Origin of the sequence: Janibacter sp. Y6, assembly GCF_040900765.1 — a bacterium.
In the GTDB taxonomy this organism is placed as follows: domain Bacteria; phylum Actinomycetota; class Actinomycetes; order Actinomycetales; family Dermatophilaceae; genus Marihabitans; species Marihabitans melonis.
The window spans coordinates 61,143-75,144 of the sequence record NZ_JAKLYZ010000008.1 but is presented as its reverse complement, the minus strand read 5'-3'; the positions used below and the strand labels follow the sequence as shown (position 1 = coordinate 75,144).

13 protein-coding genes are annotated in these 14,002 nt (G+C 73.3%); 3 read left to right on the top strand and 10 right to left on the bottom strand.

The genetic code is table 11. From position 1 onward, the window contains the following. A partial coding sequence (locus L6241_RS15655; protein ID WP_368247010.1) for a helix-turn-helix domain-containing protein occupies nucleotides 1–128 on the bottom strand: 128 nt, incomplete at its 3' end. A gap of 234 nt (nucleotides 129–362) precedes the next feature. Between L6241_RS15655 and L6241_RS15650 the strand changes: the two genes are divergently transcribed. After that, the gene (locus tag L6241_RS15650; RefSeq protein WP_368247008.1) at nucleotides 363–1,697 is read left to right on the top strand and encodes a methyltransferase domain-containing protein; all 1,335 of its coding nucleotides are present in this window, start codon (nucleotides 363–365) and stop codon (nucleotides 1,695–1,697) included. Here L6241_RS15650 and L6241_RS15645 read toward each other — a convergent pair. The 4 genes from L6241_RS15645 to L6241_RS15630 all read right to left on the bottom strand — a co-directional run bounded on the left by L6241_RS15645 (nucleotide 1,690) and on the right by L6241_RS15630 (nucleotide 6,356). Then, on the bottom strand, nucleotides 1,690–2,892 hold the full coding sequence (locus L6241_RS15645; RefSeq protein ID WP_368247007.1) for a pyrophosphate--fructose-6-phosphate 1-phosphotransferase: 1,203 nt from the start codon (nucleotides 2,890–2,892) through the stop codon (nucleotides 1,690–1,692). The two genes, L6241_RS15650 and L6241_RS15645, sit on opposite strands and share 8 nt — an antisense overlap. Then, entirely contained in the window at nucleotides 2,889–3,830 is a 942-nt protein-coding gene (locus tag L6241_RS15640) for a LytR C-terminal domain-containing protein (RefSeq protein WP_368247006.1), read from the bottom strand. The genes L6241_RS15645 and L6241_RS15640 overlap by 4 nt, the downstream gene beginning before the upstream one ends. A gap of 158 nt (nucleotides 3,831–3,988) precedes the next feature. Further along, nucleotides 3,989–5,077 (bottom strand): aspartate-semialdehyde dehydrogenase, encoded by a 1,089-nt coding sequence (locus L6241_RS15635; RefSeq protein WP_368247005.1) that lies wholly within the window; start codon nucleotides 5,075–5,077, stop codon nucleotides 3,989–3,991. A gap of 7 nt (nucleotides 5,078–5,084) precedes the next feature. After that, nucleotides 5,085–6,356: an aspartate kinase gene (locus tag L6241_RS15630; protein ID WP_068272844.1), complete on the bottom strand. Its 1,272-nt coding sequence runs from the start codon at nucleotides 6,354–6,356 to the stop codon at nucleotides 5,085–5,087. A gap of 134 nt (nucleotides 6,357–6,490) precedes the next feature. Between L6241_RS15630 and L6241_RS15625 the strand changes: the two genes are divergently transcribed. After that, nucleotides 6,491–7,459, top strand: coding sequence for an ABC transporter ATP-binding protein (locus L6241_RS15625; RefSeq protein WP_225212738.1), 969 nt, complete (start codon nucleotides 6,491–6,493; stop codon nucleotides 7,457–7,459). Next, the gene (locus tag L6241_RS15620) at nucleotides 7,456–8,505 is read left to right on the top strand and encodes an ABC transporter permease (protein ID WP_368247004.1); all 1,050 of its coding nucleotides are present in this window, start codon (nucleotides 7,456–7,458) and stop codon (nucleotides 8,503–8,505) included. Before L6241_RS15625 ends, L6241_RS15620 begins: the two co-directional genes overlap by 4 nt. 324 nt (nucleotides 8,506–8,829) lie before the next feature. Here the strand turns inward: L6241_RS15620 and L6241_RS15615 are convergent, their stop codons facing one another. The 5 genes from L6241_RS15615 to L6241_RS15595 form a co-directional block, all read right to left on the bottom strand. Beyond that, a complete protein-coding gene (locus L6241_RS15615) occupies nucleotides 8,830–9,390 on the bottom strand; it encodes a DUF5063 domain-containing protein (protein WP_368247003.1) in 561 nt (186 codons plus the stop codon). Further along, complete coding sequence (gene recR / locus L6241_RS15610) at nucleotides 9,383–9,982, bottom strand: recombination mediator RecR (RefSeq protein WP_068272833.1); 600 nt, start codon at nucleotides 9,980–9,982, stop codon at nucleotides 9,383–9,385. Before recR ends, L6241_RS15615 begins: the two co-directional genes overlap by 8 nt. Nucleotides 9,983–10,031: 49 nt before the next feature. Continuing rightward, entirely contained in the window at nucleotides 10,032–12,320 is a 2,289-nt protein-coding gene (locus L6241_RS15605; RefSeq protein WP_368247002.1) for a DNA polymerase III subunit gamma and tau, read from the bottom strand. Nucleotides 12,321–12,359: 39 nt separating this feature from the next. Continuing rightward, nucleotides 12,360–12,926, bottom strand: a complete 567-nt coding sequence (locus tag L6241_RS15600) for an NADPH-dependent FMN reductase (RefSeq protein ID WP_368247001.1) — start codon at nucleotides 12,924–12,926, stop codon at nucleotides 12,360–12,362. Between the two features lie 133 nt (nucleotides 12,927–13,059). After that, a complete protein-coding gene (locus L6241_RS15595; RefSeq protein WP_368247000.1) occupies nucleotides 13,060–13,998 on the bottom strand; it encodes a hypothetical protein in 939 nt (312 codons plus the stop codon). Nucleotides 13,999–14,002 lie beyond the last annotated feature (4 nt).

The window sequence follows — 14,002 nt, the reverse complement described above, 5'->3', positions numbered from 1 at the left end:
CCCTCGGCTCGGTACCTGGCCATCCACCGTGACACGGTGGGCTGAGAGACCCCGTACTGCTGCGCGGCTTCGGCCTGGGTCAGACCCAGCCGGGTGATCGCGGTGATGACCAGCTTGGCTTTCGACACCTACGTATCGCAGCCGTCCCGGAGTATTCACATGTCGCGAGACATGCCTTTCACATGTCGTGAGACTCCACACTGTCACCCCGACCACTGCGAGGAGAGCCCTCGGACCACCGGTCCGGGGGCTCTCCTCGTCTCGTCGCCACCCCACCGGGCGCGCCCCCTTCGTCGCGCCTCCCAGGCACCGGCGAGGTCTCTGCCATATCCTCAGCCGACCACACGAGGACGAGGACGGCCATGACGGACACCACCATCACCACCCGCGAGGCGGAGGACCCCCACGAGCGGGCCGCCGTGCGCCGGGGCTGGCAGGACGTGCAGCACCTCGAGGACCTGCGCGAAGGGGCCGCCCGTCGCCTCTTCGCGCACCGCTGGGACGCCGAGCGGGCGCGCGCCAAGGAGTGGTTCGTCTCCCCGCCCGACGAGGGCCTGCTCGGCTCCTTCCGGGCGATGTACGAGTCGCCGTCGAACATCACCCGCTTCCGCCGCACCCTGGACTTCATCACCCCGGGCGAGAGCGTCTTCGAGGTCGGCACGGGCAAGGGCTTCCTCGCGACGCTGCTCCTGCGCGACGGGCAGGTCGGCGGCTACCGCGGGGGCGAGCTCGTGCCTGCGTACGCCCGGACGACCCGCGAGCTGCTCGGGGTCAACGGCTTCGGCGACCGCGCCGACGTCACCGAGCTCGACCTCTACGACCTCACCCGCGAGCGGGTCGGCGACTCCGACCTCGTCATCTGCTGCGAGGTCATCGAGCACGTCCCCGACGCCGAGGCGGCCCTGCGGGCCCTCGCCGACGCCCTGCCCGACGGCGCCGACCTCCTCTTCTCCACGCCCCTCCTCGGGCGCCTCGAGGGCATCTGGGGGCACACGGCGATCTTCGGCGTCGAGCGGCTGCGCGCGATGATCGAGTCCGCCGGGCTCGTCGCCCACCACGTCGAGGCCGTCGACAACACGTGGGTGCTCGTCCTCGCCTCACGTGGCACGGCGCCCTCCCCGCGGGCCCGGGCGGCTGCTGCCGCCGTCACCGACCCCACCGCGATCCAGGAGCGGGACCCCTACCGGGCCCGCCGGGTGACCAACGTCGACCCCCACGACCTCGAGCAGGTCAAGAGCATCTGGAACAAGCGGATGGACCTCGGCACGGAGCACGTCGTCTCCGAGGACGAGGAGCTCGGAGACGTCAGGGGTCTGCGCATCACCGGCACCCCACGCCCGGACCGTACCGGCCCGCAGTACTTCGGCCTGGCCTTCCCCATCCCGCCGGAGCACCGGCCCACGCTCGGCGTGCGTCTCGAGCTCGAGGTCCCCCACCCGGAGCAGGTCGAGAAGATCTCCGTGGAGTTCACCCGCGACGGCGAGGCCGTCGCCCGCTGGAGCTGGAAGCCGCAGGAGCACCGCCCCAAGCGGGCGCGGCCCACCTTCGTCCTGCGGGAGGGCTCGAAGGGGACGTACTTCACCCCCTCGCCCGTCGACGGCGACATCCGCACCGCCGACCGCGTCGAGATCTACGGCGCCGTGACCAAGGGCCACGAGCTGGACTTCTCGCTGCTGCGGTGGGGCTGGATCAGCTGACCTGGCCGAGGTCGTCGAGCAGCTCGGCGAACCACGGCGCCTCCACGTCGAAGGGGCGTCCGCCGGCGACCCGGTCGAGCTCGATGGCGCGCAGCTCTCCGCCGCGCTCCTCGTCGTGGCCGACGAGCCCGGAGCCCCCGGACAGGGCGGTGTCGACGGCGAGCTCGACGCACTCGCGGATGAGCGCGAGGTCCTCGGGACCGGCGGCGGCCGAGCGGGCGAAGTAGCCCGACTTCTGCACCATGACCTTCTCGGCGCCGACGAGCTCGGCGAAACGTCCGGCGAACCACTGCCCGGGGTTGACCTTGTCGAGCTGGACGTGGCCGAAGGGGTCGCGCGGCACCTCGGCACCCGTGGCCTCGAGGTCGGCGACGACGTCCTCGATGCCCGCACCCTCGCTGAGGAAGACGGTGACGCAGCCGATCTCGTCCATCGTCGCGCGGAGCCGCTCGGCCTCCGCGGCGAGGTCGACGTGCCGCTCGGGCACGTAGACCGCGTGCACGTCGAAGCGTCGGCGGTCGGCCCCCATCGCGGGCGCCCAGTCCTGCTCGGCGACCCACGCGTGGTAGCGCCGGGCGGTCTCGGCGGTGAGCCAGCCGGAGTGCCGACCCATCACCTCGTGGATGACGAGCATCCGCGGGTTCGACGAGGTCTCGGCGACGACGTTGCGCGCGAAGATCGCACCCTGCTCCGCCGCCGTCCACGCCCCGAGGCTCTGCCGCACCGGGACGATGTCGTTGTCGATGGTCTTCGGCAGCCCGACGACGCGCATCTCGTGGCCGTGCTCGTGCAGGTAGGCCGCGAGGTCCGCCGCCGTCGTGCTCGTGTCGTCGCCGCCGATCGTGTGGAGCACGTCGACGCCGTCCGCGGCGAGCTGCTCGGCGGCCACCTGCAGCGGGTCGGAGCCCTCGGGCACGAGCCCGCGGCGCACCGCGTCCTCGACGTTGGTCAGCTTGACCCGGCTGTTGCCGAGGGGCGTCCCGCCGAGGTGGTGCAGGCGTGAGGCCTCACGGCGGGCCTGCTCGCTCACCTCGACGGAGCGTCCGGTGAGCAGGCCGGCGTAGCCGTCGAGGTAGCCGATGATGCGGACGTCCGGCGCGATCTCGGTGTACCTCTCGACGAGGCCGCCGACTGCTGAGGACAGGCATGGGGCGAGACCGCCCGCGGTGAGCATGGCAACGGTCTGCACTGTCATCGGGCTTCGCAGGGCCTCTCGATGTGGTCCGCGGGTCGCACGTAGGGCGTGACCTCGGGGATGTCGCTGGCGGGGACGAGGTCACTGTATTCATTGCCGAGCACGAGGTCGACGCTCATGCCCTTGCGACCCTCGACGCGCTGCAGCTCGGCGCCCTCGACGTGGTCGGCCAGGCGCTTCGCGGCCTTCTGGCCGTCCGGGCCGTACCGGATGATCGCGGCCTCCTCGGGCAGGAAGGCGCCCGAGGGGTCGTTGCCGGTCTCGCCGGTGCGGAAGCCTCGTGAGCGCAGGTCGGCGGCGACGTCCGCCGCCAGCCCCTCGCGGAAGGTCGTGTTGTAGACCGACACGCGGATCTCGCTCGGCGCGGGCGGCGGGGGCTCCGGCTCGTCCTTGAGGTCCTTGTAGCCGTAGCCGAGGACGACCTGCACGTCCTTGCCGCCGCGGCCGTCGGACCACATCTTCGAGCCGGGGATCTGCTGCTGCACGAGCAGCGCGTTGTCGCGGCTGTCCGGCCCGTAGTAGATCGTCGCGGCGCTCTTGACGTAGACGCGGTCGTCGGCGTTGCCGATGTCGGCGATGACGAAGCCGCGCTCCTCGAGGGTGCGGCCGACGTCGCGGGCCAGGCCCGCGGTGCTGTTGGAGTTCTGCAGGTCGATCTCGAAGGAGTCGCGCTGCGGGGCCTCGACCCGCTCGGGGATGCACACGGGCTCGGGCGCGCCGATGAGGTTCGCGCTGTAGGCAGCGGCCACCGTCGCGGTGCCGAGGAGCAGCCCGGGGAGGGTGACGAAGAGGATCGCTCGCCGACGTCGTCGCCGCGCGAGCACCCGTCGGGTGTCGTCGTCGAGCTCGTCGACGCGCAGCACCTCGTACCCCGCCGCCGGACGTGAAGTCCAGCGCCCGTCCCCATCGGCCATCTCGAGCTCCTCACGCCCGGTCATCAGCTGTCCCCCAGATTGTCACACGAACCACAGTCGTCACATGAGTCACATTTGTCACAAGAGGGCATCGCTGACCGGCCCTCTCCCGCTCATGACGCCGCAGGCAGGTGTCCGGTTGCTGACGTCGGGGTCACCGATCGGTCACGACCGGCGGGCGGTCACGCCGGTGACCCGGTCCCCGCGAGCTGACCGGCGATGTCGAGCATCGCCCCCGCGCCGCGGCGCACCGTGTCCGAGCTGAGGAAGAGCTCGACGTTGTGCCGCAGGCCCTCCGGCTGGCGGATCCGCCCGACGAAGCGCGGGTCGATCCCGACGACGTCGACCGGGGTCGGCACCTCACCCCCGACAGGGGTGTCGACGACGACGAGCGCCGGCGCCTCGGTGAAGACCCGGGCGACCTTGTCCGGGTGGACCGGTCGGGCGAGCCGGGCGTGGATCGACATCGAGTGCGCCGAGACGACCGGCACCTGCACGAGCGTGGCGATGACCGGCACGTGGGGGATGTCGAGGATCTTGCGGATCTCCGCCTCGAGGGCGCGCTCCGCCGTCGTCCAGCCGTCGCCGGCCGGACGGCCCACCCACGGGATGACGTTCATCCCCAGCGGCGCGGGGAAGGGCGATGTCGGCGGCAGGTCGCTCGTGGCCGCCCGGACGTCACCCGGCGACAGGCCCACCTTCGGCGCGTCGGCGAGCGCCGAGAGCTCCGAGCGCAGGCGCGAGACTCCCCCTTCGGCCCGGCTGTCGGCGGCGATGAGGCCGGTGACGGTGAGCAGCTGCAGCTCCCACGCCCGGTGGAGGACGTGGGCCGCGTCGACGAGCGCCCAGGTGATCGGGCCCGGGATCGCGACGACCCCGGTGGGGCGGTGGGCGAGCGCGGCGTCGTTGATGCCCGGCACGACGAGCGGCACGTCGTCGTCGAGACGGTGCGCGCCGCTGGCGTCGACGACGGTCGCGCCGGCTGCGACCGCGCAGCGCGACCACGGCCGGGTCTGCTCGGTCGGCAGGTTGAAGAGCGCGATGTCGACGCCGTCGAAGGAGCGCTCGGTGAGCACGTCGATCTGCTGCTCACGCCCACGGACGGGCAGGGTGCTCGTCGTCAGCCGCGGGGAGAGCAGCCGGATCTCGCCCCACGGGTCGTCGTGCAGCGCCATCGCGGCCACGAGCGCCCGCGCGAACCGCCCGGTCGCGCCCACGACCGCCAGCGTGGGGCGGTCGTGGGTGTGCGCGTCGGGGGGCGAGGTCGTCATGCGGGTCTCAGCGGCCGGTGCCGCCGTAGACGACCGCCTCTCCCTGGCTGGAGTCGAGCCCGAAGGCGCTGTGGACCGCGCGGACGGCCTCGTCGAGCTGGTCACCGCGGGTGACGACGGAGATGCGGATCTCGGAGGTGGAGATCATCTCGATGTTGATCCCGGCCTGGGCGAGAGCGCGGAAGAAGGTCGCGGAGACGCCCGGGTGGGTGCGCATCCCGGCGCCGACGAGGCTGACCTTGCCGATCTGGTCGTCGTACTGCAGCTGGGTGAAGCCGACGCCCTCCTGCAGGCGGGTGAGCGCCTGGATCGCGGTCTGGCCGTCGGTGCTCGGCAGGGTGAAGGAGATGTCGGTCAGCCCGGTCTCGGTCGCGGAGACGTTCTGCACGATCATGTCGATGTTGATCTGCGCGTCGGCGACGGCCTGGAAGATCTCGCTCGCCTTGCCGGGGCTGTCGGGCACGCCGACGACGGTGATCTTGGCCTCGCTGCGGTCGTGCGCCACGCCGCCGATGATCGGGTCTTCCACGCTGTCTCCTTCGGGGTTGCTACCACCGACCCACGTGCCCTCCTGATGGGAGAAGGAGCTGCGCACGTGGATGGGCATGTCGAAGCGGCGCGCGTACTCGACGCACCGCAGGTGCAGGATCTTCGCGCCGGACGCCGCCAGCTCGAGCATCTCCTCGTGGGAGATGTGGCCGATCTGACGGGCGGCGGGGACGATCCGGGGGTCGGCGGTGTAGACGCCGTCGACGTCGGTGTAGATCTCGCAGACGTCGGCGTCGAGCGCCGCGGCGAGGGCGACGGCGGTCGTGTCCGAGCCGCCGCGGCCGAGAGTCGTGATCTCCTTGCTCCCCTGGCTCACGCCCTGGAAGCCGGCGACGATGACGATGTGCCCCTCGGCGATCGCGGAGGTGATCCGACCCGGCGTGACGTCGATGATCCGCGCCTTGCCGTGGGTGTCGTCGGTGATGACGCCGGCCTGCGAGCCGGTGAAGGAGCGCACCGTGCTGCCGAGGTTGGCGATCGCCATCGCGACGAGGGCCATCGAGATCCGCTCGCCCGCGGTGAGCAGCATGTCCATCTCGCGCGCGGGCGGGAGCGGGCTCACCTCGTTGGCGAGGTCGAGGAGGTCGTCGGTGGTGTCGCCCATCGCCGAGACCACGACGCACACGTCGTGACCGGCCTTGCGCGCGTCGACGATGCGACGGGCCACCCGCTTGATGCTCTCGGCATCGGACAGGGAGGACCCGCCGTACTTCTGGACGACCAGACTCACCACACACTCCTGACAGGACGAGGCAGGACGCCCGGTCGGGACCGGGCGAGGACCGCAGCCCAGGGTAGTCGGTGGCGCGCAGGCGCCGGTCGGCGTCTCAGCGAAGGGGGACCGCGCGGGCTAGCCTGCCCACCATGACGCAGCAGGTGGGGATGTCAGGGGGTCCGGGCGCGCCCGGGCCGGGGAGCGGGCCGCCGGTCGGCGGGGTCGTCGTCCAGGGGGTGCGCCGAGCCTTCGGCCAGGTGCTCGCCGTCGAGGACATGACGTTGCACGCGAGGCCGGGCGAGATCACCGCGCTCATCGGCCCCAACGGGTCGGGCAAGACGACCCTCATGCTCATGCTCGCGACCCTCCTCGTGCCCGACAGCGGCAGCGTGCGCGTCGACGGCTACGACCCGGTGACCCAGCCTCGTGAGGTCCGGGCCCGGCTGGGCTGGATGCCCGACGGCTTCGGCACGTGGGACGCCCTCAAGGTGCGCGAGGTCCTCGAGATCATCGCCAGCGCCTACGGGCTGCGCGGCACCGCCGCCCAGCAGCGGATCGCCGACCTCCTGCGGCTCGTCCACCTCGACGACCTCGCCGACCGCCCGGCCCGCGTGCTCTCCCGCGGCCAGAAGCAGCGCCTCGGCCTGGCCCGCGCGCTCGTCAACGACCCGTCCGTGCTCGTCCTCGACGAGCCGGCCAACGGCCTGGACCCCCGCAGCCGGATCGAGCTGCGCGACATCATGCGCGACCTCGCCGCGCAGGGCCGGACCATCCTCGTGAGCAGCCACATCCTCACCGAGCTGCAGGAGATCGCCGACCGGGCGGTCATCGTCGCGCGCGGCCGCACGATCGAGGGGCAGACCCTCTCCCCCGCGACCACGTCGACGGCCTACCGGCTCGCGTCGTCCGACCCCGCCGCGCTCATGTCCGCGCTCACCGAGCTCGGGGTGCGCAGCACCCGGGCCGGCACCGGCGTCGAGGTGCACGTCGCCGGCGAGGGCGCCGCGACCGACCTCCTGCGCCGGCTCGTGCGCGCCGACGTGCCGCTCACCGCCTTCGCCCCCGCCCAGGGCGCCCTCGAGGCCGCCTACCTCGCCGTCACGGAGGACCGCCGATGAGCGTCCACGGAGTCCTCACCATCGCCCGCCTCGAGCTGCTCCAGCGTGTGCGCGGCGCCCGCTGGGTCGTCGTGCTCGTCGCGTGGGTGTGCGTCATCGCCGGCGTCACCGGGCTGTCGTGGCTGGGGCTGCGCAAGGCCGGCGACGAGCAGCTCGGCTCGACCGTCTACGACGTCGTCCTCTTCTTCGTCCTCGGGCTCGGCATGCTCGTCATGCCCGCCCTCACGTCGACGTCGGTCAACGGCGACCGCGACCAGGGCGTCCTCGCGACGCTGCAGACGACCCTGCTCAGCGCGGCCGACATCGTCCTGGGCAAGCTGCTCGCCGCGTGGCTCATCGCCCTCGCCTTCCTCGCCACCGCGCTGCCCTTCCTGCTCTTCGGCTACGTCAAGGGCGGGGTCGACCTGCTCAGCGCGCTGCGCTCCCTCGTCGTCATCGTCGTCGTGCTCGCCGTCGTGTGCGCCCTCGGCCTGATGTTCAGCACCCTCACCGCGCGGCCCGTCGGCTCGGCGGTCCTCACCTACCTCACGGTGGCGGGCCTGTGCTTCCTCACGACGATCGTCTTCGGGATGCTCGCCTTCCTCGTCTCCGGCGAGGAGGAGCGTCAGGTCTACGGCGTCGACTACGTCACCGAGGGCAGCGTGTCCGACACGCAGCCCCGGTGCACCACGCGCACCGAGGTCCGCGAGACGGTCCACACCGAGCGGATCTGGCCAGTGCTCGCCCTCAACCCCTTCGTCATCGTCGCCGACGCGGCCCCGCAGGGCGACGACGAGGCCGAGGGGATGAGCGGCTTCACGCCGCTGCGCTGGATCTCCCAGGGCGCTCGGCTGGCCAAGGCCGGGCCACAGGAGACGATCGACGAGTGCTGGACCGGTGACGCCATGCCGGCCGACCCGCTCACCGAGGGCGCGGACGACGCCGGGCCGGTCTGGCCCTTCGGCATCGCCTTCCTCGTGCTCATCGGCGGGGGCGCGACCGCGGTCGCCGTGCAGCGCACCCGCACCCCCGTGCGCCGGCTGCCGTCGGGCACCCGCATCGCCTGACCCGGGGCCGGGCGAAGGGGGCCTGCGGCTCACCGACCCGCCCGGACTCCCCTTCGGCCGCCTGGCGACCACTTCGGGAAGGAAGCTTCGACCTCGGGAAGGCAATGTTCCTTCCCGAGGTCGAACTTTCCCGCCCAGGGCGGGAAAGGTGTGGCACCGGGCAAGGCGAACGGGGCACCGGCGCACCGAGCCGCCCGGCATCCCCCTTCGGGGGGCCTGACGACCACATCGGGAAAGAAGCTTCGACTTCGGGAAGGCAATGTTCCTTCCCGAGGTCGAACTTTCCCGCCCTGGGCGGGAAAGCTGTGACCCCGGGCGAAGGGGTCAGGAGTGGAGGGCGTCGAACTCCGCCTCGGCGACCTCGTCGGCGTCGGCGTCGAGGCGCACGTGCGCGAGCAGTCCGTGGAGGACGCGGACAGCCATCGCGGCGCGCTCGCCCCACGCGGAGAGATAGCTGAACTGCCACCACCAGAGCGCCTCGGTCGTGCGGCCGGCGGCGTGGTGGGCCAGGCCATGGGTGAGGGACTCGGTGACGATCGCGAGGTCGTCGGCGAGGCTGCCCGAGGTCACCTCGACGGAGGTGACGGGGTCCTGCAGGTCGACGTAGGAGTCGAGCCCGTCGAAGAGGCGCCCGATGCCCTCGCGCAGCGGCTCGACCTCGGACTCGGCGATGTCGGGCTCGAAGCGCTCGGCTGGCAGGACGTCGGCGATCGCGCCGAGCCGCGCACCCATGAGCTGGATCTGGCTCGTCGCGAGCAGGAGCAACGGGATCGCGGACTCCGGGGCGGCCCCGGAGGCGACACCGGCGACGGTCTCGACGAAGGTGCGTGCCTCGACGGCGCACTCGTCGGCGAGCAGCCGGGTGGGGTCGGGGGTCTCAGGCATTGAGCAGCTTCCTCCCCTCGAAGGCGCGGCCGAGGGTCACCTCGTCGGCGTACTCGAGGTCGCCGCCGACGGGCAGGCCGGAGGCCAGGCGCGTCACCCGCAGGTCGAAGGGCTGCAGCAGCCGGGCGAGGTAGGCCGCGGTGGCCTCGCCCTCGAGGTTGGGGTCGGTGGCGATGATGATCTCCCCGATCTCACCGCCGGAGAGCCGCGCCATGAGCTGGGGCAGGCGCAGGTCGTCGGGCCCGATGCCGTCGAGCGGGCTGATCGCCCCGCCGAGCACGTGGTAGCGACCGCGGAACTCGCGGGTGCGCTCGATGGCGACGACGTCCTTGGGCTCCTCGACGACGCAGATCGCGCTCTGGTCGCGGCGCGGGTCGGCGCAGATCCGGCACTGGGTGCCCTCGGCGACGTTGCCGCACGTCTCGCAGAAGGACACCTTGGCCTTGACCTCGGTGAGGGCCTGGACGAGCCGGGCGACGTCCTGCGGGTCGGACTGCAGGAGGTGGAAGGCGATCCGCTGCGCGCTCTTGGGCCCGACGCCGGGGAGGCGGCCGAGCTCGTCGATCAGGTCCTGGACCACGCCTTCGTACACGTCAGCGACCCTACGCCCGAAGACGGGCGCGACCTACTCGCACCGCCCGTCAGGCTTGGTCCTCGCGGATGACCGTGCCGCCGAGGATCCGCTCGACGACCGCGGGCCCGGCGTCGCCCGCCTCGACGATGTCCTCGTCGTCCTCGCTCACGCCGTACTCGTCGAGCGCACCCCGGCGCAGCGGCGGGCGCGGCGCGTGAGCGGCCTCGGAGACCTCCTCGCGCGTCTCGACGCCGACCGGCGACGAGGCGCCCGAGGTCGGGTCGGGGGCGGGCGAGTCGTCACGGGCGGGCGCGGGCGCACCGCCACCGGGGCCGAAGGGGTCGGACGTCGCCCAGCTCGGTGCCGACGAGGGGTCGGCGGGAGCGCTCGACCAGTCGGGACGACCGTCCGTGACGGGTGCCGACGAGGGGACGCCGAGGTCGGCCGACGGGGCGCGGGACGGTGCGGGGTCCTGCCCCGCGGGTCGCTCGGCCGCGCGGGCCGGGGCCGGCGTCGGCGCCGGGCCGAGGCCGGACCCGCCGCTCGACGGCGGCGGCGTGGCCTGCACCGGCGGGGAGCCCTCGGGGGTCGGGATGCCCTCGACCATGGCCTCGACGCCGAGCGCGTCGATGAGGGCCTGACGCACGACGTCGGCGTGCGAGCCGGCGCGGAAGGCGTTGGCCAGGCCGACCGTGCTGATGCCGATGACGAGCCGTCGGCCGTCGTAGGTGAGCACCTGGCCGTGCTCGGACAGGAAGGTCCACGTCGCGCGGCGCATCTGGTAGATCCGGCCGAGGACGTCGGGCCACGACCGGCGCAGCGCCTCGACGTCGATCGTGCCCGGCGTCGGGGTGTCGGGCGCCTGGGATGTGGCGGCCGGGGGCGCCGCAGCGGCCGCGGGTGCGCTCTCGCGCGCGGCGGCGGGTCGCTCGGGGTCGCGCCGCTGCTCCGGCTGGTGGGGCTCGGGCTGACGCTGCGGCTCCGGCCGACGCTCCGTCTGCTGGCCGTCGGGCTGGCGCTGCGGTTCGGGGGCACGCTGCGGCTCGGGGGCGCGCTGTGGCTCGGGCCGACGCTGCGGCTCGGGGGCGCGCTGCGGCGCTGCCTCCTGCTGCGGTGCCCGCTCGGGCTCCGGAGCCGGCGGGACGGCTGCGACGACCGGGGAGGGGGCATCCCCCTTCGCCTGGGTCGGGACCCCGCCGACGTCCATCCGACGCTCGAGGCGGTCGAGCCGCGCGGCGTAGCCGCTCTCCCCCGCGGCCCCGGGCAGGAGCACCCGGGCGGCGATGAGCTCGAGCTGCAGCCGCGGCGAGGTCGCCCCGGACATCTCGGTGAGGCCCTCGTTGACGATCGAGGCCGCCCGGGTGAGCGACGCGCCGCCGAAGGCCGCGGCCTGGGTGCGCATGCGCTCGACCTGGTCCTCGGGCAGCCCGCGCAGGATCGCCCGTGCGCCCTCGGGCGCGGCGAGAACGACGATGAGGTCACGGAGGCGCTCGAGGAGGTCCTCGACGAAGCGGCGCGGGTCCAGACCGGTCTCGATGACGTCGTGGAGGTGGCGGAAGACCGCCCCCGCGTCGCCCGCGCCGAAGGCGGTGACGACGGCGTCGAGCAGCTCGACGTCGGTGAAGCCGAGCAGCGAGGAGGCGCCCTCGTAGGTCAGACCCTCGGGGCCGGAGCCGGCGATGAGCTGGTCGAGCACCGACAGCGAGTCGCGCACGGAGCCGCCGCCGGAGCGCACGACGAAGGACAGGACGCCGGGCTCGACCCGGACCCCTTCGCGCTCGCAGAGGTGCTCGAGGTAGTCCTGCAGCCGGGCCGGCGGCACGAGGCGGAAGGGGTAGTGGTGGGTCCGGCTGCGGATCGTGCCGATGACCTTCTCGGGCTCGGTCGTCGCGAAGATGAACTTCACGTGCTCCGGGGGCTCCTCGACGATCTTCAGCAGGGCGTTGAAGCCCTGCGGCGTCACCATGTGCGCCTCGTCGATGATGTAGATCTTGTAGCGGCTCTGCGCCGGCCCGAAGGACGCCCGCTCGCGCAGGTCACGGGCGTCGTCGACGCCGCCGTGGCTCGCCGCGTCGATCTCGATGACGTCGACGGTGCCCGCTCCCCCGCGGGCGAGCGCGACGCAGCTGTCGCACTCGCCGCACGGCTCAGGAGTCGGGCCCTGCTCGCAGTTGAGGCAGCGGGCGAGGATGCGCGCGCTCGTCGTCTTGCCGCAGCCGCGCGGGCCAGAGAAGAGGTAGGCGTGGTTGACCCGGCCGGTGCGCAGCGCCTGCATGAGCGGCTCGGTGACCTGCTCCTGCCCGATGACGTCGGCGAAGGTCTCGGGCCGGTAGCGGCGGTAGAGGGCGGTGCTCACAGGGCGAGGCTATCCGGGCGGGCCGTCAGCGCCGCGGGCTCATGCACGCAGCGTGGAGACGGCCGCGCCGAGCTTGGCGACGGCCTTGAGCAGGATGCGCAGCTCCTTCGCGCGGCGCTCCGCCGGCACGAAGGTCTGCTCGTCCTCGAAGTCGCCGTGCAGCGACAGCGAGAGCTGCGAGCGCACGACGTGCACGTGGACCGCCGGGAGGATCGTGCGCCACTGCTCGACCGCACGCGTGCCGCCGTCGTAGCCGTACGCGAGCACGCCCGCGGCCTTGTGGTTCCACTCCGGCCAGATGACGTCGACCGCGTTCTTCAGGGCGGCGGGCACCCCGTGGTTGTACTCGGGGGTGACGAAGACGAAGGCGTCGAGCGAGTCGATCTTCTCGCTCCACCGACGCGTCTTCTCGCTCGCGTACTGCCGCTTCGCGCCACCGGGCACGGCCGGGTCGTCGAGCAGGTCGAGGTCGTAGTCGGCGAGGTCGACGAGCTCGAGCTCGACGTCTCCGAGGTCGGCGGCCTGCCCGGTGTCGTAGGCCCACTGCGCCACCTGGGCGCCGAGCCGACCCGGTCGGGTGCTGCCGACGATGATGCCGATCTTCATCCGTGCCTCCTTGCGGCGGTGCGCCGCGTCGCTGGTGGGGCCATCGTGCCGCAGGACCGGGGGGTGGGCCCACCTAGCCCCGGACGTGCCTCGGCCCGCCGCGGGTGGGCGGCGGGCCGAGGGCGAAGGGGGATCAGCGGGGCGTGCCGTCGTCCCGGTGGCGCAGGTCGTCGACGCCGTCCTTGATGCGCCCGCCGAGACCGCGGTCGTCGTGACCGTCGACCGCGTGCCGGCCGTGCTCGTCGCGGCCGAGGTCGTGGTCCGCGGGGGTGCCCGAGGGAGCCGTCGCGTCGCTCGTGCGGGTGACGTCGTAGCCCTCCTCGCGCGGGGGCGGCGGCGCCTCGCCCTGGGCGGGCGGGGGCGGCGGCGGGCCGTCCTGCACCGGCGGGGGCACGTCATGAGTCGCGGGCGGCGGCGGGCCGTCCTGCACCGGCGGGCCGTCGACGCGCTGCTCGTGGTCGGCGGTCCAGGTGTCGGGCCCGGACTCGCTGGTCGCAGCGCCGCTCGTGCCCGCAGCCGCGCCCGTCGTGCCCGCAGCAGCGGTCGCGCCGGCCCCCGTCGCGCGGCGGTCGTCGCGGCGGTCGGGGGAGGAGTCGGCGTAGGAGTCCTCGCTCTCGACGACCCCGTCGCGGTAGCCGTCGCCGTCGCGGTCGCCGTCGTGACGCTCGTCGGCGACCCCGTCGTCGACGCGGTTGCCGTGCTTGTCGGTGCGGACGTCCGGGTCGAGGGCGTCGGCCCGACGCAGCTCCTCGTCGCGCGCCTCCTGCAGCACCGAGTGACGGTCGCCCTCGTCGGCGGCGCGCCCCTCGAGACGCTCGGCCTCGACGCGCTGGCGCTCGGCCTCCGCAGCCTTGAGCTCGGCGTCGGCGCGAGCCGCCTGGGCCTGGGCCTGGGTGTGCGCGGCAGCGGCCTGCTGCTCGCGCAGGTCGATCTCCTGGTCCGCGGCCCGGGCCCGGATGCGGGCTGCCTCGTGACGCTTGGACTCGGCTTGCTTCTTCTTCGCGCTGGAGACGACGAACCCGATGATGACGAGCACGGCGAGGATCGCCAGCCCGATGAGGACCCATGTCATGACC

Coding starts and splice junctions, on each gene's coding strand:
- L6241_RS15595 (WP_368247000.1), bottom strand. CDS start 13,998: ATGACATGGGTCCTCATCGGGCTGGCGATCCTCGCCGTGCTCGTCATC.
- L6241_RS15600 (WP_368247001.1), bottom strand. CDS start 12,926: ATGAAGATCGGCATCATCGTCGGCAGCACCCGACCGGGTCGGCTCGGC.
- L6241_RS15635 (WP_368247005.1), bottom strand. CDS start 5,077: ATGACGACCTCGCCCCCCGACGCGCACACCCACGACCGCCCCACGCTG.
- L6241_RS15645 (WP_368247007.1), bottom strand. CDS start 2,892: ATGACAGTGCAGACCGTTGCCATGCTCACCGCGGGCGGTCTCGCCCCA.
- L6241_RS15650 (WP_368247008.1), top strand. CDS start 363: ATGACGGACACCACCATCACCACCCGCGAGGCGGAGGACCCCCACGAG.
- L6241_RS15640 (WP_368247006.1), bottom strand. CDS start 3,830: ATGACCGGGCGTGAGGAGCTCGAGATGGCCGATGGGGACGGGCGCTGG.
- L6241_RS15625 (WP_225212738.1), top strand. CDS start 6,491: ATGACGCAGCAGGTGGGGATGTCAGGGGGTCCGGGCGCGCCCGGGCCG.
- L6241_RS15615 (WP_368247003.1), bottom strand. CDS start 9,390: ATGCCTGAGACCCCCGACCCCACCCGGCTGCTCGCCGACGAGTGCGCC.
- L6241_RS15620 (WP_368247004.1), top strand. CDS start 7,456: ATGAGCGTCCACGGAGTCCTCACCATCGCCCGCCTCGAGCTGCTCCAG.